Here is a 20,149-nt window from a genome sequence, read left to right on the forward strand (position 1 = left end):
TCTCGGCCGAGGGGGACGGTCCCGGCCGGAAGGGCAGCCCGTGGTCGCGTCTGGGCAGGGCGTCGAAGACCGGGTGCGCGACCTGCACAGACGTGCGGTCGCGGCGACGAACAACGGCCAGCCGGTGGTCGGCGGCCGGCTGATCCGCTCCGCCGCGCGCCTGCTCGGCCTGCCCGCGACCGCGCCGCCGCCGGAGTGGCCCGCCTGGCCCGACCTCGCGACGCGCGTGCTCGGCACGTACGCGGCCGTCGAAACCGCGCTGGGCAACAGCACCCGCGGGCTCGCGCTGCTCGACGAGGCCGACGTCCTCGTGTCGGACGCCGGGCGCGGGATCCTGCGCCAGCAACGGGGTCTCGTCTTCATCCTGATCGGCCGGATGGACGAGGCCCTGACGTGCTTCGACGAGGCGATCCCGCTGCTGCGGCAGGCCGGCGAGTTCGTCGTGCTCGCCCGGACCCTGCTCAACCGCGCGATGCTGCACCAGTACGCCGGACGCGTCCGGCTCGCGCTCGCCGACCTCGACCAGTGCGAGCAGATCAGCGCCGGGCAGGCGTCGGAAGAGGGCCTGGCGAGGATCTTCGCGAAGGCGGCGCACGGCCGCGGCCAGGCGCGCGTGCTGACCGGCGACATCCCGGGCGCGCTGCGCGACTTCGACGCGGCGAGCGGGTTCTACGCCGAACAGAGCGTCGGGATGCTGCCGGTGCTGGCCGTCGACAAGGCCCGCGCGCTGCTCGCCGCCGGGCTGCCGAACGAGGCCGCCGCCGAGCTGGACGCGGCGCTCGAGCAGTTCCCGCGGCTGCGGATGAACCAGGAGCACGGCGAGGCCGAGCTGACCCGCGCGCTGGCCGCGCTGGCGAGCGGCGCCCCGGCCACCGCGCGCAGCTGGGCCGTGCGCGCCGAGCGGCGGTTTCGCCGCCGGGGCAACGAAACCTGGGCCGCCGTCGCGCAGCTGACCGTGCTGCGCGCGGACTTCGCGACCAGCCGCCGGGTCGCGCGCGTCGTCGCGGAGGCGACGGCGCTGGCGGACCGGCTGACCGGGCTGGGCCTGCGCAACGACGCCGAGATCGCCGCGCTGCTGGCGGCCCGGGCCCGGATCGCCCGGGGTGACCTCGACGGCGCCCGCGCCGCGATCGCCCCGCGCGACCGGCGGACCGCGCCGCTGGAGAACCGCCTCTTCCGGCGGCTGGCCCTGGCCGAGCTCGGCGCGGCCGGCGGCAACCGGCGCGTCACGTTCGCGAACGCGCGGGCCGGGCTGACCCAGCTGCAACGGCACCGCAGCCGGTTCGGCAGTGTCGACCTGCAGACCGGGACGACGTCGCTGGGCAAGGAGCTCGCGGACGCCGGACTGGCCGCGGCGCTCGCCCAGCGCTCGCCCGGCGTGGTGTTCCGCTGGCTCGACCGCTCGCGCGCGCAGGCGTTCCGGTTCCGGCCGGTGCGCCCGCCCGCGCACCCGCAGACCGTCGACGCCGTCGCCGAGCTGCGGTTCCTGTCGATGCAGATCCGCGCGGGCGAGCTGTCCGGGAAGCCGGACAGCCAGGCCGTGAAGCGCTGCGCCGCGCTGGAACGCGAGATCCGCGCCAAGGGCTGGCAGGCCGAAGGCGCCGAAGTCGACCACCCGGAGGCCAAGCTCGGCGAGATCGGTGACGAGCTCGCGGCCACCGGCAGCGCGATGGTGTGCTTCCTCGCCGACCACGGCGCGCTGTGCGCGCAGGTGATCGCCGACCACCGGGTCGCGCTGATCGAGCTCGGCCCGGCGTCAGCCGTCGTGGAGCCGGTCGCGCGGCTGCACAGCGACCTCGACGCGTCGTGCGGGCGGCAGCTCCCGCCGCAGCTGGACCGGGTCATCCGCCGCTCGGTGCGCACCCAGGTCACCGCGCTGGACTCGATCCTGCTGGCGCCCCTGGCGTCCCGGCTCGGCGACCTCGACGTCGTCGTGGTGCCGACCGGCGCGCTTTCGGCGATCCCGTGGGGGCTGCTGCCGACGTTGCACGGCCGCCCGGTGACGGTCACGCCGTCGTCGTCGGCCTGGCTCGACGCGGGCCGCCGTCCGCGCCAGGCCGCCGGGGCGCCGCTGCTGGTCGCGGGCTCCGACCTGACCCACGCGGAAGCGGAGATCGCGCTGCTGAAGCCGTTGTACCCGGAGGCCGAGGTGCTGACCGGGCCGGACGCGACGGTCACGGCGACGCTCAAGGCGTTCGACGGCTGCCGGCTGGCGCACTTCGCCGCGCACGGCCACCACGAGCAGGAGAACGTGCTGTTCTCACGGCTCAACCTGGCCGACGGGCCGCTGATGGCCTACGACGTCCAGCAGCTTTCGACGGCGCCGGAGCAGGTGGTGCTGTCTTCGTGCGACGTCGGCCAGACGGTGGTCCGCGCGGGTGACGAGGTCCTCGGGTTCACCGCGGCGCTGCTCTACGGCGGGAGCCGCACGGTGGTTTCGAGCGTGGCGCGGGTCGACGACCGCACCGCGGGCGGCGTGATGCTGGCCTACCACCGGGCGCTCTCGACGGGCACTCCGCCGGCACGGGCGCTGGCCGACGCGGCGCAGGCGGAACCGCTGATGCCGTTCGTCTGCTTCGGCCGTAGTTGACAATTGTCTTGACGTCCGGCGCGGCGGTGGGTTGCTTTCGGGTGATCGACCCCATCCCGGCGCATCCCCGAGGGGTCCGTGGGCATCTTCCCCAGTGAGTCCAGTCGATCACGGAACGAGGGAGGACCACCATGAAGCGAACCGCTACCGCGCTGATCGTCGGGGGCCTGGCGGCCGGCGGGCTGTTCCTGGCCGGAGGGGCCGCGAACGCCATGCCGAGCGACACCCCGTGCGGCGCCTCGGACGTCCACGTGTCGGTCACGCCGGACCCGTCGAACGCCGCCGGGCACGAGGCCTACGTCCTCACTTACACGGCGACGTCGCCGACCACGAACTGCAAGCTCGAAGGCACGCCGACGGCGTTGAGCTTCCTCGCCGGCGGGCAGCGGCTCCCGGTGACCACCACCGCGGACGGCAGCCAGGCGCTCCCGGTGAACCTGCGTGACGGCCACCCGGCGGAGTCGCGGATCGTGCAGCGCTCGGCCGAGGCGGGGGTCGCGGCGGACTACGTCACGTTCGACCTGCCGACCGGGCCGTTCGGCCAGCCGGTGAGCGTCGCGTGGCCGGCGGGGGCGCTCGTGAAGGGCGCCACCGTCCAGGTGACGCCGGTCAGCAACTGATCTTCGGGAGGGGAACCACCATGAAGCGCATCTTGATCGGGATCGGCACGACGGCGGGGGCGTTCGCGTTGGCCGCTTGTGGCACTTCGGCGGCTGCTCCGGCTCCGGCAGCTCCTGCCGCTCCGGCTGCTCCTGCCGCTGCTCAGGGGGCTTCCGGGGGCGGGGTCGCGTCGGCTTCGACTGCCACACCGCGCTGCACCACCGCGGACCTGGAGGTCCTGCTGGGCAAGCCGGCGGAGAAGAACGATGCGCCGGGCCAGTACGACGTCCCGCTGACCTACCGCAACACGACGGACCACACGTGCGGCCTGTACGGCGTCCCGGGCGTCGACCTGGTCGGCCCGGACGACGCGACGTTCGGCCCGGTGTACCACCTGCCGCGCGTCGACAACGGCGTGAAGTACAACGAGGTCACGGCGGGGACAACGGCGTCGGCGACGATCACGGTCGTGAAGCCGGCCGCCGGCGAGCCGACGTGGACCCCGAAGAAGCTGGTGACGATCCCGCCGGGGCAGCGGACCCCGCTGGAGGCGAGCTGGCCGGCGGACCTCCCGGTCCTCCGTCAGGACGCGGCCACCCACCCGGGCTCGTACGTGAACGGCATCCTGGCCGACCCGGCCTGAGCCCCGCCCCCGCGCCCCAAGGTGGCCTTCGGCGCGTTGAACGCACCGAAGGCCACCTTGGGTGCGTTCAACGCAACCAAGGCCACCTTGGGGCGCCGAGCCTGGGGTCACTCGATCGGGTGAAGCGGGGAGCCGCGCGTCATTCCGGGCGTGGGGCTCCCTCTTTCTCGGTGCGGCGGTAACCGGCCGGCACGCCCCCCGACTGGCCGGTTACCGCTGCGATTTCTCTACGCACGGTGGAGCAGCACCACAGCGTCCGTCTCCGCGACACTCACGTAGCCGGTGCTCCGCAGCTCACCGAGCGCAAAAGCCTTCGTCTCCAGCGTGGTCGGCCAGGACTGCTCCGGCTTCGCGACCACCACCCACTCCGGCCGCTCCGCCGACACTCCGTCGAAGAACAGCACCGTGCAGCGGGACGTCAGCCGCGGGGCCAGGCGGTTGGACGCCAGGACCGTCGCGCCGTCCGGGATGCGGGACAGCACCGCGCTGACGCCGTCCCGCTGCGCCGGCGTCCAGACTCCGCTCGTCAGGTGCGCCGCCTGCAGCGCCAGCGAGCCCAGCCCCGCGACCAGCGCGCACGCCGGCAGGAGCCACCGCCGGTCGAAGCGGCGGACGCCGTCCGCCGCCGCGAGGAACACGATCGGCATCAGGACCGCGCTGTAGTGGTAGCCCATGCCCCAGTAGCGGTCGTTCGCCGACACCAGCCGCCACAGCAGGGTCGGCGCCGCCAGAAAGAGCACCGGTGAGCGCACGGCCGCGAACGCCGTCGGCGCGACCAAGGCCAGCAGCATCGAGACCTTGACGATCGCCCCGCCGAAAGGGTTCAAGCCACCGCTGTGCGCGTACGCGCCCGCGGGATTCAACGCCGGCAGGACCACCGTCACCAGCAGGATCGACGAAGCCACGCCGAAGACGACGACCGCCCAGCCGAGCCGTCGCTGCTTGTTCAGCACCAGCACCACGCCGACCGCGGCGAGCGTCAGCGGCAGGTCCTCCTTGACCAGCACCAGCGGCAGCGCCCACCAGACCGCGGGCCGCCACCGTCCGCGCAGCAGGTGCTCCGCGGCGAACGCCACCATCGGCACGGCGAAGCAGACCTCGTGGAAGTCGAAGTTCACCGCGGACAGCAGCCCCCACGACAGCACGTACCCCGCGCCCACCACCGCACCCGGGCGCGCGCCCAGCACCCGCGACGCGCAGCGCGTCACGGGCACGGCGGAGAGCGCGAACAGGAACGCCTGCGCGACCAGCAGGCACCCCGGCCCCGGCCAGAGCAAGTAGAACGGCGCCAGCAGCGCCAGGATCGGGTGGAAGTGGTCACCGAGCGTCGGGGCGCCCGGGCCGAGCAGGTCCGACACCGGCCAGTGCCCATGCGCGTAGGACCGCACGGCCTGCTCGAAGATCCCCAGGTCGAACCCGCTCGCGTCGAACGTCCGCAGCCGCTGCAGCGACCAAGCCGCGTAGCCGGCGAAGGCGACCGAAGCGACGACGTAGGGGACCGCGCGGCTTTCGCGCGTGCGCGCCGGAGCCGGCGCGAGGTCGATCAGCATGGCCGGATGCTCGGGTGGCCACGCTGAACCGGAGCTTAAGCAAGCTGAAGAAGTCTTCAGGCGAGCGGCAGGCGGAGCTCGAGGCGCGCGCCGGACGTGCTGTCGGTGACGCGCAGGGTGCCGCCGTGCGTCCGCGCGATCTCGGCGGCGATCGCGAGGCCCAGCCCGGAGCCGCCGTCGTCTTCGCGGGCGCGGTCTTCGTCGAGCCGCACGAACCGGTCGAAGACGCGCTCGCGGTCTTCGGCGGGAATGCCGGGACCGTCGTCCTCGACCGTCAGCACCGCCTGGCTGTCGAACGCGGTGAGCGTGACCGTCACCAGGCTCTTCGTGTGCCGCTCGGCGTTGTCGACGAGGTTGCGCAGCACGCGCTCCAGCCGTCCCGCGTGGCCGCGCACCACCGGCATCGCCTCGATGTGCGTCGTGATTTCGACGCCGTCCCGCGGGAGCCGCTCGGCGACGTGCCCGGAAACCAGGTCCGCCAGCGCGACCGGCGCGGCGCCGGCCGGCTGGTCCGTGTCGAGCTTGCTGAGCAGCAGCAGGTCGCCGGCCAGCGCCTCCATCCGCGTGACGTCGAGGACGGCGTTGCGGTAGCTGCGGCGCCAGTCGAGCCGGTCCGGGTGGGCGAGCTGCACCTCCAGCTGCGTGCGCATCGACGCCAGCGGCGTCCGCAGCTCGTGCGACGCGTCCGCGGTGAACCGGCTCTGCCGCCGCACGGCCCGGTCGAGCCGCGCCAGCATCTCGTTCATCGTCACGGCGAGCTGGGTGATCTCGTCCCCGGAGTCCGGCACCGGGACGCGCCGGCCGAGGTCACCCGCGCGCACGCCGTCGACCTCGGCGCGGATCGCGCCCACCGCCCGCAGCGACCGCCGGACGGCGAACCAGGCGACCGCGCCGATCAGCAGCGCGGCCGCGGGCACGCCGCCCCAGAGGATCCGCTGGGCGGTTTCGACGGTCTGGAGGCCGATGGGGTCGAGCGGCACCGACGCCTGGACGAAGTGCTGCTGGTCGGTGGTCCCGGTCTGCGACACCACGGTGTTGTCCCCGCCGAAGGGCCACCCCAGGACGCAGTCCGGTCCGTAGACCCGGGCCTGGCCGACGGTCGTGCCGGTGTTCCCCGGCTCGTCCGGGCAGCCGGTGTCGCCCGACTTGTCACGCCTGATCCAGTACCCGGCGTAGTCGAGCTGCCGGGCGACCTCGACCGGTTTGACCCCGGCGTCGAGCAGGGACCCGATCGCGCGGGCCTTCTCGCTGGCGAGCTGGTTCGCGGACGTTTCGAGGCCGCTTCTCAGCGCGTTCACGAACCAGTAGGAACCCAGGCCGAGCACGAGTGCCGAAGCGAGAGCGGCGAAGAGGGCGACCCGCACCCGGGTCGACCGGGGCAGGAACCGGGCCATGCCGCGAAGATACCTGCGCACCTTGGAAGATCCGCCCGGCGCGTCACGCCCTTACCGTCGGAAGGTGTGACGGGCGAAAAGTGGCAAGCCGTGCGCGCCGCGCTGCCGGAGGTCGGCGGCCGGTTCGCGGACCTGGTGGCCGGCGTGCCGGACGCGCACGCGCGCTCGCTCGGCGAGTGGTCGGTCGCCGAAACGGCGTCCCACGTGGGGATGATCGCGCTGATGTACACGGCGATGATCCGCGGCGACGGCGGCCCGCTCCCGCTGCCGGGCCTGAAGGACCCGATCGGCGCGGCCAGCGTCGACACGATCTCGGACATGAACGCCCTCGCGCTCGAGCTCTACCCGGAGCGCGACCCGGTCCGGCTGGCCGAGCGGCTGCGCGCGGACATCGCCGAAGTGCTGCTGGTCAGCGCGGACCTGGACCCGGAGAAGCCGGTGTGGTGGCTGGGCAGCTCGCGCGTGCCGGTCGCCGGCGTGCTCGCGCACCTGGTCAACGAGATGCTGATCCACGGCCTCGACATCGCACGTGCGGCCGGACGGCAGTGGCCGATCCCCGCGGCGCACGAGGCGTTGTTCCTGGAGCTGTTCCTGTTCGGCATGGTGCGCAACGAGATGGGCCGCCTTCTCGATGACGCGACACCGTCACCCCGCCGCATCGCGGTCGAGTTCCGCTCAGCGCACACCCGCCCGGGAGTACTGGCGCTGCAGCACGGCGAGCTGCGTTTCGAGGAACCGGACGGCACGGCCGACGTCCGGCTGCGGTTCGACCCGGCGGTGCTGGTGCCGATGATGTTCGGCCGGATCTCGCGGGTGCGGGCGGTGTTGGGCGGCGGCGTGCGGATCGGCGGGCCGCGGCCGTGGCTGCTGCCGGCGTTCCTGCGGACCGTGCGGATGCCCTAGTTGTTCTGCCCGGGGAGGTCGGACCGGGCCCTGCCGGTGGCCCCACCGCAGCCGGGTGCGTGGGTCAGGGTGGCGTCAGGTCACCTCGACTCCGGACAACGTCCCTGAACATCTCACCTAGTTCGCTGGCCAGCCGTCGCCCCACTCGGCGTCGCGGGCGGCTCGGTAGCGCGGGCCCTGCTTCTTCGACACCGCGACGCCCGGCTTCAAGCCGTCCGGGGTGCACAGGTCGAGGGCCACCCAGCCCTTGTGCTTCTTCGGGTGCCGGATGATCCGCGCGTCCGGGCGCTCCGGCGTGAAGCGCGCCGCGACGACGTACGCGAACTTCTCGTCCTCGAACCCCAGCGTGCCCGCCTTCAGCCGCCGGTGCAGGCCCGACCGGGGGAGCCGCGCGGCGAAGTGGCACCAGTCCTCGCCCGGGACGATCGGGCACGCGGCGTCGTGCGGGCAGGGCGCGACGACGTGCAGGCCCTCGTCGACCAGCTGCGCCCGCGCGGCGCGGATCCGCTCGTACCCCGCCGGGGTGCCCGGCTCGATCAGCGCGACGGCCCTGGCCTTCGCGGCCAGCCACCGCACGACGTCGGCGCGCGTCGCCTCCGGCAGCTCGCCGAGGACGTACGAGAGCGTCACGAGGTCGGCCTCCGGCGCGGGCGCCGCCGGGTCGACAAACCCGCGTCGCCACTCCGCGCTCCGGACCGCCGGCAGAGACGCCCCGGCGGCGAGCCGCCTGCCGAGCCCGATCGCGCCGGCGACCTGCTCGAGCACCGTGCACTTCGCCAGCGACGGCCAGACAGCGGCGGCCGCCCAGACCGCGGCGCCCGTGCCCCCGCCGACGTCGACCTGCGTACGCGGCTCGAAGCTGGGCGCGCGCGAAGCGGCTTCGGCGAGCACGGCGTGTACGGCCGCGTAGGTGGCAGGCATCCGGTAGCCGGCGTACGCGGCGACGTCGGCTTCGGAGCTGAGGATGGGTGAAGTCGCCGCGTCACCCTGGCGGTAGCGCGTGCTGAGCCGGTCGACGGACTGCGTCAGCCTCGGCACGGGGTGCCTGGCCAGCTCGTCGTCGAGCGCGGAGGAGAGATCGTCGGGGAGAACCGCCACGGCCATGGATTCTCCTCTGTCCGATTTGCCCACCCGGACGGACCCTGAGCTGCTAGTTTTCCGGCGCGAAAGTTTTTTGGCGGACGCTGTCGATCCGGGGCACGGCCGTTCGACGCAGGGGCAAGACCGAACGAAGGGACTCCGCGATGCGCTTCATGGTGATCGTCAAGACGAACGAGCACACCGACAGCAAGGCCCCCAGCGCCGAGCTGCTCGCCGAGATGGGGAAGTTCAACGAAGAGATGGTCAAGGCCGGCATCCTGCTGGCCGGCGAGGGCCTCGCGCCGAGCGCGGAAGGCGCCCGGGTCGTCTTCGACGGCAAGGAAGAGCCCAAGGTCGTCGACGGGCCGTTCACCGAGTCGAAGGAGCTCGTCGGCGGGTTCTGGATCCTGCAGTGCCGCGACCGCGACGAGTGCGTCGAGTGGATCAAGCGGATGCCGAACCCCGAGGGTGAGCACGGCGAGGTCGAGATCCGCCGCGTCGCCGAGGCGTCCGACTTCGAGAACATGACGCCCGAGGTCGCCGAGCTGGAAGGACGGCTGCGCGCGCAGGCTGCCGGGGACGCCTGATGCGCTTCCTGGTGATGGTCAAGGCCAGCCCGGAGTCCGACGCGCTCGGCTTCCAGCCCGCCGCCGAAGAGCTGGCCGAGATGACGAAGTTCAACGCGCGGCTGTTCGACGAGGGCCGGATCGTGCTCGTCGAGGGCCTCACCTCGAGCGCGGACGGCGTGCGCGTCGTGTTCGAAGGGGACGCCGAGCCGAAGGTCATCGACGGGCCGTTCGCGGAGTCGAAGGAGCTCGTCGCCGGGTTCTGGGTGCTGAACGGCGATTCGCTCGAGGACGTCGTCGCGCTGATGAAGCAGGCGCCGAACCCGGAGGCCAAGGGCGGCGTGATGGAGATCCGGGCGATCGCCGGGTAGTGGGTTGCACCGCGGCCGATCACCCTGTCGAATGGCCGGGTGACGGTAGCGGACACCCGGAGCACGGTCGAGACGGTCTGGCGGATCGAGTCGCCGCGGCTCATCGCGGGCCTGGCCCGGATGGCCCGCGGCGACGTCGGTCTCGCCGAGGAGCTGGCGCAGGACGCGCTGGTCGCGGCGCTGGAGCAGTGGCCGGAGTCCGGCGTGCCGCGCAACCCCGGCGCGTGGCTGATGACCATCGCGAAGCGCCGCGCGGTCGACCAGTTCCGCCGCAACGAGCGGTACGCGGAGAAGCTCGAAGAGGTCGGCCGCGACCAGCAGCTCGGCGAGGGCGTGCTGCCGGACTTCGACGCGGCCCTCGACGATCACATCGAGGACGACCTGCTGCGCCTGCTGTTCGTCGCCTGCCACCCGGTGCTGAACACACAGGCCCGCGTCGCGCTGACGTTGCGGATGCTCGGCGGCCTGACGACCGACGAGATCGCGCGCGCGTTCCTGGTGCGCGAGTCGACGATCGCGCAGCGGATCGTGCGGGCGAAAAAGGCGCTGGCGGCGGCGAAGGTGCCGTTCGAGGTCCCGGAGGGCGACGAGCGCGTCGCGCGGCTTTCGTCCGTGCTCGAGGTCATCTACCTGGTGTTCAACGAGGGGTATTCGGCGACCCGAGGCGACGACTGGATGCGCCCGGCGATCTGCGACGAGGCGATGCGCCTCGGCCGAGTCCTCGCCGCGCTGATGCCGGGCGAGTCGGAGATCCACGGCCTGGTCGCGCTGATGGAGCTGCAGGCGTCCCGGGCGAAGGCCCGCACCGGCCCGAACGGCGAGCCGGTGCTGCTGCTCGACCAGGACCGCGCCCGCTGGGACCGCCTGCTGATCCAGCACGGCTTGGCGGCGCTGGCCCTGTCGGAGCAGATCGCGGAGGGGGCGTACGGCCCGTACTCGGCCCAGGCGGCGATCGCGGCCTGCCACGCCCGCGCCCGTACGGCGGACGAGACGGACTGGGTCCGCATCGCGGCCCTGTACGAGGGGCTCGGCCAGCTCCAGCCGTCCCCGGTGATCGAGCTGAACCGCGGGGTGGCGGTGGCGATGGCGTACGGCCCCGAGGCCGGCCTGGCGGTGGTCGACGCGGTGGCGGACGAGCCGGCGCTGAAGGACTACCACCTGCTGCCCAGCGTCCGCGGCGACCTCCTGCAGAAGCTGGGACGGCTGGAGGAGGCGGAGAAGGAGTTCCGCCGCGCGGCGGAGATGACGGAGAACGCGCGGGAGCGGGCGCTGCTGCTGGACCGCGCGACCGCGGTGGGCCGTTAGCGGTCCCGCCAGGACAGCGGTGACAGCGTCAACGCCGCTTCCGCGATCTTCCGGGCCGTCTCCGTCGTCAACCCCTTCCGCGCCGACTCGATCCACTCGTCGACCCGCTGCACCCCGACGTCGCGATACTCCAACGCCTGCAACAACATCTCCAGCTTGTCCGCGTCCTTCGCGCACAACGCCTCGGCCGAAACGCGGCTTTCGTACTCGTCCACCGCCGACCGCACCACCGACTGCGAGCGCGGTGGCAACGCAGCCGTCTGGTCCGCCGTGATGGCTCGCGGGGACGGCTTCTCCAGGTAGTCCACCGCCGTCAGCGGCAGGTCGCCCGTTCGTGTCTCCTGCGTGTCGTGCCAGACGGCCAGGAACGCCGCCCGCTCCGGGGACGCCCCCTCCTCGGCCGCGATCAGCGCCGCCAGCTGGGCGGCGCGCAGGCTGTGCTCGCCGACCGACTCGGGGTCGCGGACGCCCGCGTGCCACCAGCCCGACCGGCGGACGCGTTTCAGCAGACCCAGCTCGTAGCCGAAGGAGGCAAGCCCGTCAGAAGCCATGCCGCCAGCCTAGGGCGAGGGGATCATCGCCGTCAGGATCGTGGCCTGCAGCAGCGAAATCACGCCGACCACCGCCGTCAGCAGCAACGACCAGAGGAACGTCTGCCGCAGCAGGGACCCCTCCTTGCCGCTCTGGCCGATCGCCGTCGCGCCGATCGAGAGGTTCTGGGGTGAGATCATCTTGCCCATCACGCCGCCGGACGTGTTCGTCGCGCCCGCCAGGACCGGGTCGATGTGCAGCTGCTGGGCCGAAATCACCTGCATCGGACCGAACAGGCTGTTCGTCGACGCGTCCGAACCCGTCAGGAACACCCCCAGCCAGCCGATGTAGGCCGAGAACAGCGGGAAGATCACGCCCGTCGTCGCCAGGGCCAGGCCCAGCGTCTGCGTCGCGCCCGAGTAGTTCATCACGAACGCGATCGCCAGGATCATGAAGATCGTGGCCAGCGCCCAGCGCATCTGGACCAGCGTCTTCCGGTACGTCGTGAGCAGCAGGCCCGGCCGCCCGCCCATGACGAACCCGGCGAGCACCGCCGCGACCAGCGCGACCGTGCCCGGCGAGAAGAGGAAGTCCACCGTGAACGTCGCCGCGTAGGGCGCGTTCTTCGCCGTGATCGGCGGGTGCTGGATGACGTGGTTGTGCAGCCCCGGCCAGGCGAAGATCCAGTCCGCCTTGTGCAGCAGCTTCGTCAGGTCGAGCCAGACCGGCAGGTTCTTGAAGATCGTCCCGATCCGCGACAGGAAGATCGCCAGGATCAGGATGATGTACGGCGTCCACGCGTAGAGCGCGCCGCGCTCGGACTTCGCGGCGCCCAGGCTCTTCGCGACGGTCTCCTCGCCGTCGAAGCGCCAGACCGAAGCAGGCTGCCAGAAGCGCGTCAAGATCCACAGCGCGGCCATCGCGGTGAGCGCGGCGAGCACGTCGACCAGGCTGGCGCTGATGTAGTTCGACACCACGAACTGCATCACCGCGAACGCGAGCCCGGCGGTCAGCACCGCCGGCCACACCTCGAGCATCCGCTTCCAGCCCGCCAGCACCACGACCAGGAACGCCGGGATGATCAGCGCGAGCACCGGCACCTGACGGCCGACCATCGCCGAGAACAGGTCCGTCGCCTGGTCCGGCTTGAGGTGCATGATCGGCGCGGTCAGCCGGCCGAGCACGATCAGCGGGTTGCCGAGCCCGCCGAACGCCACCGGCGCGGTGTTCGCCAGCAGCGCCAGCACCACGGCCTTGACCGGCGGGAAGCCGAGCGCGGCCATCATCGCCGCGGTGATCGCGATCGGGGACCCGCCGCCGGCGACCCCTTCGAGCAGCGCGCCGAAGCCGAACGCGATGAGCAGCGCCTGCAGCCGCCGGTCCTCGCTGAACCCGGCGAGGACCCGCTTGATGCTGTCGAACCGGCCGGTCGCGACCGTCACGTTGTGGAAGTACATGGCGTGGAAGGCGATCCAGGCCACCGACCAGACGCCGAACAGCACCCCCATCGCCGCCGAGTCGAACGCCGGCGCGGCCGGCATCCGGTACAGCAGCAGGGCCACGCCCAGCGCGGTGACGAGCGCGAGCGCCGCCGAGAGGTGCGCGGAGAGGCGGACCACGCCGAGCGCGACCAGCAGCACGATGATCGGGAGCGCGGCGAGCGCCGCGGAGACCCACAGCCCGCCCGCCGGCTGGTAGTCCTGGATCCAGGTCACGCTCGGCTCCTTCGCCGTGGTCGCAGGGGGAGCGGGGTCAGGCCGGCCGGCCCCGCACGTAACCGAGGCGCAGGGACAGGGCGGCGGCGGTCCCGGCCACGGAGGCGCCCAGCTCGTCGAGCCGGCGCAGCACCCGCGGGGCCGGCCCGGCGATGCTGATGGCGGCGATCGGCCGGCCCGAGTGGTCGCGGACGGCGGCGGCGACGCACCCGACGTCCGGCTCGTTCTCGACCTCGTCGACCGCCCAGCCGCGCCGGCTCGTCTTCGCGAGCTCGTCGAGCAGCCGGTGCGGGTCGATGATCGTCTTGAGGGTCAGCGAGTCCAGCTTCATCCGGCGGACGCGCTCGGCGCGGTCGATCTCCGGCAGCGCGGCGAGCCACGCCTTCCCGAGCGACGTCGCGTGCTGCGGCCGCCGGGTGCCGAGGCGGCAGGCGAGCGTCACGGCGCTGGCACTGCGTTCGGTGGCGACGTAGACCATGGTGTCGTTGTCCGGCACGGCCAGGTAGGTCGTCTCGCCGGAGCGTTCGGCGAGCGAGGCGAGGTACCGCGGGGCGCAGCGGTGCAGGTCGGTCGCCGCCATCGCGCGGGCGCCGAGCTCGACCAGCCGCGTCCCCAGCCGCACGCGGCCGGTGACCTGGTCGGCTTCGAGGTATTCGAGGTTCTTCAGCGTGCCGACGATGCGGTAGGCGGCACTGCGGGAAAGCCCCAGTTGCCGCGCGATCGCATTGGTGGAAATCTCCTGGTGCCGACCTACGTGCTCGAGCACCGCGAGCCCGCGTTCGAGAGTGCCGCTCTGTTCCAGCCCGCGCTCCGGTCCCACGTTGCCCTCCGTTGGACGTTCGGGTTTTCCCGCTCAGCGGCAAGGCTTTCCGCTGGGTGGGCTTGGACGGTAACACCTCCGATGTATCTGCGGAAGATCTTGAAACGCTTCAGAAGAATGCGGTTACTTGCGGACGCTAATTGGTACAACCTCCGATCGTTAAGTTCCCTACCTATGGCGGTTGTGCACCCGTGACGAGGCTCGTTCGACGGCTTCGACACGGATGGGCGTTCGGATCCATGAATGTCACATTCGTGAACGTGAATTGTTTGCGGTCACCATTCACGTCCTTTTCGGACGGTCCGGCGGCGGCGCACTCAGCAAACTCACAGCGCCCGGCAGGCACCTTCGGGGAGTGACCGTCCGAAGCCCTCTCCGTACCCGCGCGTCCGTGGCCGCCGGGCGCCTCTCCGCCTGGCTCTCGCGCAGCGCCGGCCTCGGCCGGGGCGGCGTCATCGGTGGCCGGGTCACGCTCGCGCTCGACCCGAAGGCCCTCCGCCGCCTCGGCCGGGAGCGCGCCGTGGTGCTCGTCACCGGCACCAACGGCAAGACCACCACGGCCCTGATGATCACCCGCGCCCTCGAAGCCCTGGCCGAGGTCGCCGCCAACAGCGACGGCGCCAACATGCCCGACGGCGTCCTCGCCGCCCTGGCCGCGCGCCCCGACGCGCCGTACGCCGTCCTCGAGGTCGACGAAACCTACCTGCGCTGGGTCGCCGGCCAGCTGAAACCCGCGATGCTCGTGCTGCTCAACCTCAGCCGCGACCAGCTCGACCGCGTCGGCGAGGTCCGCTCGACCGAGCGCGACCTGCGCGCCGCGATCGCCGAACATCCCGAAACCACGATTGTCGCCAATGCTGACGACGTTCTCGTCACTTCCGCGGCGAGCGTGGCGGCGAAGCTGGTGTGGGTCGGCACCGGCCGGCGGTGGACCGGCGACTCGACCGCCTGCCCGCGCTGCGACGGCCCGATCGAACACGAGAAGGAGCACTGGAGCTGCGCCTGCGGCCTCGCCCGGCCCGAGCCCACCTGGACCCTGGACGGCGACCTCGTCGGCACGCCCGGTGGCCGTGAGGTCGACCTGGACCTGCGGCTGCCCGGCGACGCGAACCGGGCGAACGCCGCGTTCGCGCTCGCCGCCGCGCACCGGCTCGGCGTGCCGCCGCACACCGCCGCCGCGCGGCTGCGGACCATCACCGACATCGGCGGGCGCTACCGGACGATCCGCCGGTCGCGGCACTCCGTGCGGCTGATGCTGGCCAAGAACCCGGCCGGCTGGGCCGAGACACTGCGCGTGCTGGACGAGGACACCCCGGTCGTCGTCGCGGTCAACGCCCAGGAGGCCGACGGCCGCGACCTGTCCTGGCTCTGGGACGTGCACTTCGAACGGCTGCGCGGCCGCCAGGTCGTCGTCACCGGCGAGCGCGGCGCCGACCTCGCCGTGCGGCTCTGCTACGCCGAGGTCGCGCACTGGGCCGAGCCCGACCCGGTCGCCGCGATCGACGCGCTGCCGCCCGGCGGCGTCGAGCTCGTCGCCAACTACACCGCCTTCCGCGACCTGGTGGGCCGGCTGCCGGATGCGTGACTCGATCGTCCACATCGGACTCCTGCTGCCCGAGGTGCTCGGCACCTACGGCGACTCCGGCAACGCGCAGGTCCTCTGCCGGCGGCTGCGCTGGCGCGGGTTCGACGCCGAGGTCGTGCCGGTCGGGCTCGGCGAGCCGGTGCCCTCGACCCTGGACCTCTACCTGCTCGGCGGCGGTGAGGACGGCGCGCAGGCCCTGGCCGCGGCGCACCTGCGGAAGCACCGGCGGGCGATGACGAGCGGGGCCGTCGTGTTCGGCGTCTGCGCCGGCCTGCAGGTGCTCGGCACCCGCTTCCGCGGGCTCGACGGGGTCGACCACGACGGCCTCGGCCTGCTCGACGTCACCACCGAGCCCGGCGAGCGGCGGGCGGTCTCCGAGCTGGTCGCGACGTCGTCGGACCTGCTCGGCGGCGCTCCGCTCACCGGGTTCGAGAACCACCTCGGTGCCAGCAAGCTCGGCGCCGGCAGCCAACCGCTCGGCCACGTCGTGCGCGGCACCGGCAACGGCGACGGCACCGAAGGCGCGGTGACCGGCCAGGTCGTCGGCACCTACCTGCACGGCCCGACGCTCGCCCGCAACCCCGCGCTGGCGGACCTGCTGCTGACCTGGGCGGCCGGGCAACCGCTGCCGCCGCTCGAGCTGCCCGAGGTCGACCGCCTGCGCGTCGAACGGCTCACCGCGACCCGCCGGCGCCGGTGACGGAGATCGCCCGGCCCCGAGCGCCCCAATGTGGCCTTCGGTGCGTTGAACGCACCCAAGGCGGCCTTCGGTGCGTTCAACGCAACCAAGGCCACATTGGGGCGCTGGGGACTGGCGCCGGTCGTTACGCTGCGTTGATGAACCTCGGCAGGGTGATCGCCGCGACCGGTGTCCGGATGCGCACCACCGCGGTGGCGGTGCTCGCGCTCGCACTGGCCATCGCCGCCGCCGGGGTGGTCGTGGTGCTGCTGCTCGAGGAGTCGCTGGACCGCAGTGTCACCGAGAGTGCCCGCGGCACCGGGCGGCAGGTCGCCATCCAGCTCGTCCGCGAGGGCGCGCGGGACCTCAGCGCGAGCGACGTCGCCAGCACCGGCGACACCGAGGCCGTCACCCAGGTCCTGAACGCGCGCCGGGTGCCGATCGCGAGCGACCCGGCCATCGTCGGGCACCCGCCGCTGACCACCGCGCGGCCGACCGTCGGGCACGAGACCGTCGAGACGCTCCCGCTCGGCCTCAACGGCGACGGGGACGACTACCGGGTGGTGTCCCAGGAGGTGAACGGGCCGGGCGGGCCGTTCACCGTCATCTCCGCGCGCTCGCTGGAGCCGGTCACCGAGGCGTCGACCCGGCTGACCCTGCTGCTCGGCCTGATCGCCGTCCCGCTGCTGGCCATCGCCGGGTTCGCGGTGTACCGCGCGGTCGGCTCGGCGCTGCGGCCGGTGGAGCGGATGCGCCGGACCGTCGCGGAGATCTCGACGCACGACCTCGCGGCGCGCGTCCCGCTGCCGCCGGGCGGGGACGAGGTGCACCGCCTCGCCGTGACGCTCAACGGGATGCTCGGGCGGCTCGCGTCGGCCCAGGCGGCGCAACGCCGGTTCGTCGCCGACGCCAGCCACGAGCTCCGGTCGCCGCTCTCGACGATCAGCACCGCGCTCGACGTCTCCGGCCGGCACCCGGAAAGCACCGGCGACCTGGTGCCGGTGATCGGCCGGGAGACCGCGCGGCTGCGGGAGCTCGTCGACGACCTGCTGATGCTGGCCCGCACCGACGACACGACCGACCGGCCGGCGCGCACCGAGGTCGACCTCGACGACATCGTCCGCGCCGAGGCCGAGCGGGTCCGCGGCGAGTGCGCGCTGGCGGTCGAGGTCCGGGCCGGGCCGGCGAAGGTCCTCGGCAGCGAGGCCCAGCTGCGGCGGGCGGTGCGGAACCTCGTCGACAACGCGCGCGGCCACGCGCGTTCGCGCATCAGCGTCACCAGCTCGGTGCGCGAGGAGCTCGCCGTCGTCGAGGTGAGCGACGACGGCCCCGGCGTCGGCGAGGCCGATCGCGACCGGATCTTCGAGCGGTTCGTCCGGCTCGACGCCTCGCGCCAGCGCGGGCACGGCGGCACCGGCCTCGGCCTCCCGATCGTCGCGGGCATCGCGGCGCGGCACGGCGGCCGGGCGCGCTACGCCGCGTCGGACGGGCCGGGCGCGCGGTTCGTGCTGGAGCTGCCGGTCTTCGAACTGGCGAAGGAGGAGTAGTGCGGCTGCTGATCGTGGAGGACGAGCGCGAGTTCGCGGAGACGCTGCGGCGCGGGCTCGTCGCCGAGGGCTTCACCGTCGACGTCGCGCACACGGGCGCCGACGGGCTCCGCCGCGCGCTCGGGCACGAGCACGACGTGGTGGTGCTCGACATCATGCTGCCCGAGCTGTCCGGTTACGAGGTCCTCAAACGCCTGCGGGCGGCGGAGAACTGGACGCCGGTGCTGATGCTCACCGCGAAGGACGGCGAGTACGACGAGGCCGACGCGTTCGACCTCGGCGCCGACGACTACCTGTCCAAGCCGTTCTCCTTCGTGGTCCTCATCGCCCGGCTGCGGGCGCTGCTGCGCCGCGGCGCCCCGGCCCGCCCCGCCGTGCTGGAGGCGGGCGACCTGCGCCTCGACCCCTCGGCCCGGACCGTCTACAGAGGACGGAAACGGATCGAGCTGACCGCGCGGGAGTTCGGGCTGCTGGAGTTCCTGCTGCGCCGGGCGGGCACCGCGCTCACGAAGAACGAGATCCTCGCCCACGTCTGGGACGCGCACTACGACGGTGACGAGAACGTCGTCGAGGTGTACGTCGGGTACCTGCGCCGCAAGATCGACGTCCCGTTCGGCACTCGCACCATCGAGACGGTCCGGGGGGTCGGGTACCGGCTCGTGGACGTTACTCGATCGTAACTTCGCGCGGGGAATCGGGAAATTGGTGCGGCCGGGTGTTCCGGGTTGCGCCGTTTGCCGCGACGGGTTGCCGCGGAGAGCCCATCCGTTCCCGCGAACCGGTGAAAAATAGCGTCCCGCAGCACACCTGTGGATGGTTGTGGCCGTTGCTAGGGTGGGCACCCACCCGCGACGAGGAAAGCGATGACCGAATCGCCACCACCGTTCCCCGCCCCCAGTAACAATGTTCAAGAGTCCCCCGAGAAATCCGTTTCCCGGCTTCGCGCCGCTGACGCCATTCGCGAAGCGAGGGCCCTGTTCGGCGAGCTGGTCGCGTGCGAGCGGCTGCGGCGGTTCACCCGGGGCGCCACCGATTCCTGAAAGGAAGGTCGACCGATTGGCCGCTTCGTCCGATTCATTGGCGGACATTCTGGAACGAGTGCTCGACAAGGGTGTGGTGATAGCCGGTGACATCGGGGTCAGCGTCGTCGACGTCGAATTGCTGACCCTGCGGATCCGGTTGTTCATCGCGTCCGCGCAGACCGCCCGGGAAATGGGGATGGACTGGTGGACGAACGACCCGTTCTTCTCGCCGAACGCCCAGCGTGAAGAACTGGCGTCGCGCGTCGCCGACCTCGAGGCCCGGCTGCCCGCGCCGCGCGTGACGGGAGAGCAGCGGTGAACGACTGGCTGTGCGCCTACGCGATCACGCGGAACCGACCGGCCACTTTGGACATCGAGCCCGCGTCGCGGCTCATCGGCTACCGCGACACGCTCGACCCGGTCGACGGCACGCTGGCCGAGCTGTCCCGCGAGCACGACGCCGTGGTGCGCGCGGTGTTCCGGCACGAACCCGTGCTGCCCCTGCGGTTCGGCACGGTCCTCGACGGTGAGGCTTCGGTGAAACGGCTCCTGGAGGTCGCCTACGACCAGGCCCGCGACTGCCTCGACGAGGTCGAGGGCCACCGCGAGTGGGGCGTCCGCGTCCGGCACACCGAGCCGGCGACGACCACCCGGCCGGATGCCGCGGGCCTGACCGGCACGCAGTACCTCGTCCGGCGCCGCGAACGGCTGAAGGCGGTCGACCGGGCCCGTGAGGACATCGCCGGCGCCGCCGGGCGGCTCGAGGGCGCGCTGCGCCGGCACGCCGCCGACAGCATCGGGCGGGCCCGGCCGCACGGCGTGCTGGTCAACACCGCCTACCTCGTCGAAACCGGGCGGGAAGCCGCGTTCCACGCCGAGTTCGAGTGGTTCGCCCGCGAGCTGCGCACCGCGGGCGCGGTGGTCGAGACGTCCGGGCCTTGGCCGCCGTACTCGTTCACCGACGTCGAGCTGGGTGTGGCCGATGGCTGACCACGTGGCGATCACGGGGACCAACCCCGCCGAAGCCGTGGCCGACCTGCTCGACCGGGTGGTGCACCGCGGCGCCGTCGTGACCGGTGACGTGGTGATCTCGCTCGCCGGCGTCAACCTCGTCCGGCTCGACCTGCGGTTGCCAGGCGCTGCGCCGCATGGACACGCTCGCCCCGGACCGGGTCGAAGACCTCGGCCAAGCCCTGATCGCGCTGGAGATCCGGTTCGCGGAGATCCGCGCCGCCCTCGACGAAAGGC

19 protein-coding genes and 1 pseudogene are annotated in these 20,149 nt (G+C 72.8%); 14 read left to right on the top strand and 6 right to left on the bottom strand.

Annotation, left to right across the window (positions count from 1 at the left end; translation table 11 throughout):
• Positions 1-40 precede the first annotated feature (40 nt).
• The 3 genes from ACZ61C_RS01365 to ACZ61C_RS01375 all read left to right on the top strand — a co-directional run bounded on the left by ACZ61C_RS01365 (position 41) and on the right by ACZ61C_RS01375 (position 3,833).
• Positions 41-2,590: a CHAT domain-containing protein gene (locus ACZ61C_RS01365; RefSeq protein ID WP_465301583.1), complete on the top strand. Its 2,550-nt coding sequence runs from the start codon at positions 41-43 to the stop codon at positions 2,588-2,590.
• Positions 2,591-2,721: 131 nt separating this feature from the next.
• Entirely contained in the window at positions 2,722-3,210 is a 489-nt protein-coding gene (locus ACZ61C_RS01370) for a DUF4232 domain-containing protein (protein WP_465301585.1), read from the top strand.
• Between the two features lie 20 nt (positions 3,211-3,230).
• Entirely contained in the window at positions 3,231-3,833 is a 603-nt protein-coding gene (locus tag ACZ61C_RS01375) for a DUF4232 domain-containing protein (protein WP_465301587.1), read from the top strand.
• A 227-nt stretch (positions 3,834-4,060) separates the two neighbouring features.
• On the opposite strand, the gene ACZ61C_RS01380 is transcribed toward ACZ61C_RS01375, so the two are convergent.
• Both ACZ61C_RS01380 and ACZ61C_RS01385 read right to left on the bottom strand, forming a co-directional pair.
• Entirely contained in the window at positions 4,061-5,383 is a 1,323-nt protein-coding gene (locus ACZ61C_RS01380; RefSeq protein WP_465301589.1) for a DUF2079 domain-containing protein, read from the bottom strand.
• 56 nt (positions 5,384-5,439) lie between these two features.
• Positions 5,440-6,777 carry a sensor histidine kinase gene (locus ACZ61C_RS01385; protein WP_465301590.1) on the bottom strand — a complete coding sequence of 446 codons (1,338 nt, stop codon included), beginning with the start codon at positions 6,775-6,777 and terminating at the stop codon, positions 5,440-5,442.
• 66 nt (positions 6,778-6,843) lie between these two features.
• On the opposite strand from ACZ61C_RS01385, the gene ACZ61C_RS01390 reads away from it, so the two are divergent.
• Complete coding sequence (locus tag ACZ61C_RS01390) at positions 6,844-7,680, top strand: maleylpyruvate isomerase family mycothiol-dependent enzyme (protein ID WP_465301591.1); 837 nt, start codon at positions 6,844-6,846, stop codon at positions 7,678-7,680.
• Between the two features lie 117 nt (positions 7,681-7,797).
• Here the strand turns inward: ACZ61C_RS01390 and ACZ61C_RS01395 are convergent, their stop codons facing one another.
• Positions 7,798-8,784, bottom strand: a complete 987-nt coding sequence (locus ACZ61C_RS01395; protein ID WP_465301592.1) for a small ribosomal subunit Rsm22 family protein — start codon at positions 8,782-8,784, stop codon at positions 7,798-7,800.
• Between the two features lie 140 nt (positions 8,785-8,924).
• Here ACZ61C_RS01395 and ACZ61C_RS01400 point away from each other — a divergent pair, with 140 nt between their 5' ends.
• The 3 genes from ACZ61C_RS01400 to ACZ61C_RS01410 are packed head-to-tail and all read left to right on the top strand — an operon-like array spanning position 8,925 to position 11,002.
• Positions 8,925-9,347 carry a YciI family protein gene (locus tag ACZ61C_RS01400; RefSeq protein ID WP_465301593.1) on the top strand — a complete coding sequence of 141 codons (423 nt, stop codon included), beginning with the start codon at positions 8,925-8,927 and terminating at the stop codon, positions 9,345-9,347.
• Positions 9,347-9,697 (top strand): YciI family protein, encoded by a 351-nt coding sequence (locus tag ACZ61C_RS01405; RefSeq protein WP_465301595.1) that lies wholly within the window; start codon positions 9,347-9,349, stop codon positions 9,695-9,697. The genes ACZ61C_RS01400 and ACZ61C_RS01405 overlap by 1 nt, the downstream gene beginning before the upstream one ends.
• Positions 9,698-9,736: 39 nt before the next feature.
• A complete protein-coding gene (locus ACZ61C_RS01410) occupies positions 9,737-11,002 on the top strand; it encodes an RNA polymerase sigma factor (RefSeq protein ID WP_465301597.1) in 1,266 nt (421 codons plus the stop codon).
• Here the strand turns inward: ACZ61C_RS01410 and ACZ61C_RS01415 are convergent.
• From ACZ61C_RS01415 to ACZ61C_RS01425, 3 genes are read right to left on the bottom strand one after another with little or no spacing between them, the layout of a single operon-like run.
• Positions 10,999-11,553: an HD domain-containing protein gene (locus tag ACZ61C_RS01415; RefSeq protein WP_465301599.1), complete on the bottom strand. Its 555-nt coding sequence runs from the start codon at positions 11,551-11,553 to the stop codon at positions 10,999-11,001. The genes ACZ61C_RS01410 and ACZ61C_RS01415 overlap by 4 nt on opposite strands.
• Before the next feature lie 9 nt (positions 11,554-11,562).
• Positions 11,563-13,248, bottom strand: a complete 1,686-nt coding sequence (locus tag ACZ61C_RS01420; RefSeq protein WP_465301601.1) for an L-lactate permease — start codon at positions 13,246-13,248, stop codon at positions 11,563-11,565.
• A gap of 37 nt (positions 13,249-13,285) precedes the next feature.
• The gene (locus tag ACZ61C_RS01425; protein WP_465301603.1) at positions 13,286-14,068 is read right to left on the bottom strand and encodes an IclR family transcriptional regulator; all 783 of its coding nucleotides are present in this window, start codon (positions 14,066-14,068) and stop codon (positions 13,286-13,288) included.
• A 391-nt stretch (positions 14,069-14,459) separates the two neighbouring features.
• Between ACZ61C_RS01425 and ACZ61C_RS01430 the strand changes: the two genes are divergently transcribed.
• The 7 genes and pseudogenes from ACZ61C_RS01430 to gvpJ all read left to right on the top strand — a co-directional run.
• The gene (locus tag ACZ61C_RS01430) at positions 14,460-15,653 is read left to right on the top strand and encodes a MurT ligase domain-containing protein (RefSeq protein WP_465301605.1); all 1,194 of its coding nucleotides are present in this window, start codon (positions 14,460-14,462) and stop codon (positions 15,651-15,653) included.
• Positions 15,646-16,353 carry a type 1 glutamine amidotransferase gene (locus ACZ61C_RS01435; protein WP_465301607.1) on the top strand — a complete coding sequence of 236 codons (708 nt, stop codon included), beginning with the start codon at positions 15,646-15,648 and terminating at the stop codon, positions 16,351-16,353. The genes ACZ61C_RS01430 and ACZ61C_RS01435 overlap by 8 nt, the downstream gene beginning before the upstream one ends.
• 137 nt (positions 16,354-16,490) lie before the next feature.
• Positions 16,491-17,879, top strand: a complete 1,389-nt coding sequence (locus ACZ61C_RS01440; RefSeq protein WP_465301609.1) for a sensor histidine kinase — start codon at positions 16,491-16,493, stop codon at positions 17,877-17,879.
• Positions 17,879-18,559, top strand: coding sequence for a response regulator transcription factor (locus tag ACZ61C_RS01445; protein ID WP_465301611.1), 681 nt, complete (start codon positions 17,879-17,881; stop codon positions 18,557-18,559). The genes ACZ61C_RS01440 and ACZ61C_RS01445 overlap by 1 nt, the downstream gene beginning before the upstream one ends.
• Before the next feature lie 397 nt (positions 18,560-18,956).
• Entirely contained in the window at positions 18,957-19,220 is a 264-nt protein-coding gene (locus tag ACZ61C_RS01450) for a gas vesicle protein (RefSeq protein ID WP_465302738.1), read from the top strand.
• A complete protein-coding gene (locus ACZ61C_RS01455) occupies positions 19,217-19,891 on the top strand; it encodes a GvpL/GvpF family gas vesicle protein (protein WP_465301613.1) in 675 nt (224 codons plus the stop codon). Before ACZ61C_RS01450 ends, ACZ61C_RS01455 begins: the two co-directional genes overlap by 4 nt.
• Positions 19,884-20,021: pseudogene (gene gvpJ / locus ACZ61C_RS01460) on the top strand (gas vesicle protein GvpJ); the annotation flags it as partial. The gene ACZ61C_RS01455 and the pseudogene gvpJ, both read left to right, overlap by 8 nt.
• Between the last annotated feature and the right edge of the window lie 128 nt (positions 20,022-20,149).

Source organism: Amycolatopsis sp. NPDC104587, from assembly GCF_055583645.1.

Coding starts and splice junctions, on each gene's coding strand:
- ACZ61C_RS01375 (WP_465301587.1), top strand. CDS start 3,231: ATGAAGCGCATCTTGATCGGGATCGGCACGACGGCGGGGGCGTTCGCG.
- ACZ61C_RS01405 (WP_465301595.1), top strand. CDS start 9,347: ATGCGCTTCCTGGTGATGGTCAAGGCCAGCCCGGAGTCCGACGCGCTC.
- ACZ61C_RS01370 (WP_465301585.1), top strand. CDS start 2,722: ATGAAGCGAACCGCTACCGCGCTGATCGTCGGGGGCCTGGCGGCCGGC.
- ACZ61C_RS01395 (WP_465301592.1), bottom strand. CDS start 8,784: ATGGCCGTGGCGGTTCTCCCCGACGATCTCTCCTCCGCGCTCGACGAC.
- ACZ61C_RS01440 (WP_465301609.1), top strand. CDS start 16,491: ATGAACCTCGGCAGGGTGATCGCCGCGACCGGTGTCCGGATGCGCACC.
- ACZ61C_RS01385 (WP_465301590.1), bottom strand. CDS start 6,777: ATGGCCCGGTTCCTGCCCCGGTCGACCCGGGTGCGGGTCGCCCTCTTC.
- ACZ61C_RS01415 (WP_465301599.1), bottom strand. CDS start 11,553: ATGGCTTCTGACGGGCTTGCCTCCTTCGGCTACGAGCTGGGTCTGCTG.
- ACZ61C_RS01435 (WP_465301607.1), top strand. CDS start 15,646: ATGCGTGACTCGATCGTCCACATCGGACTCCTGCTGCCCGAGGTGCTC.
- ACZ61C_RS01400 (WP_465301593.1), top strand. CDS start 8,925: ATGCGCTTCATGGTGATCGTCAAGACGAACGAGCACACCGACAGCAAG.
- ACZ61C_RS01380 (WP_465301589.1), bottom strand. CDS start 5,383: ATGCTGATCGACCTCGCGCCGGCTCCGGCGCGCACGCGCGAAAGCCGC.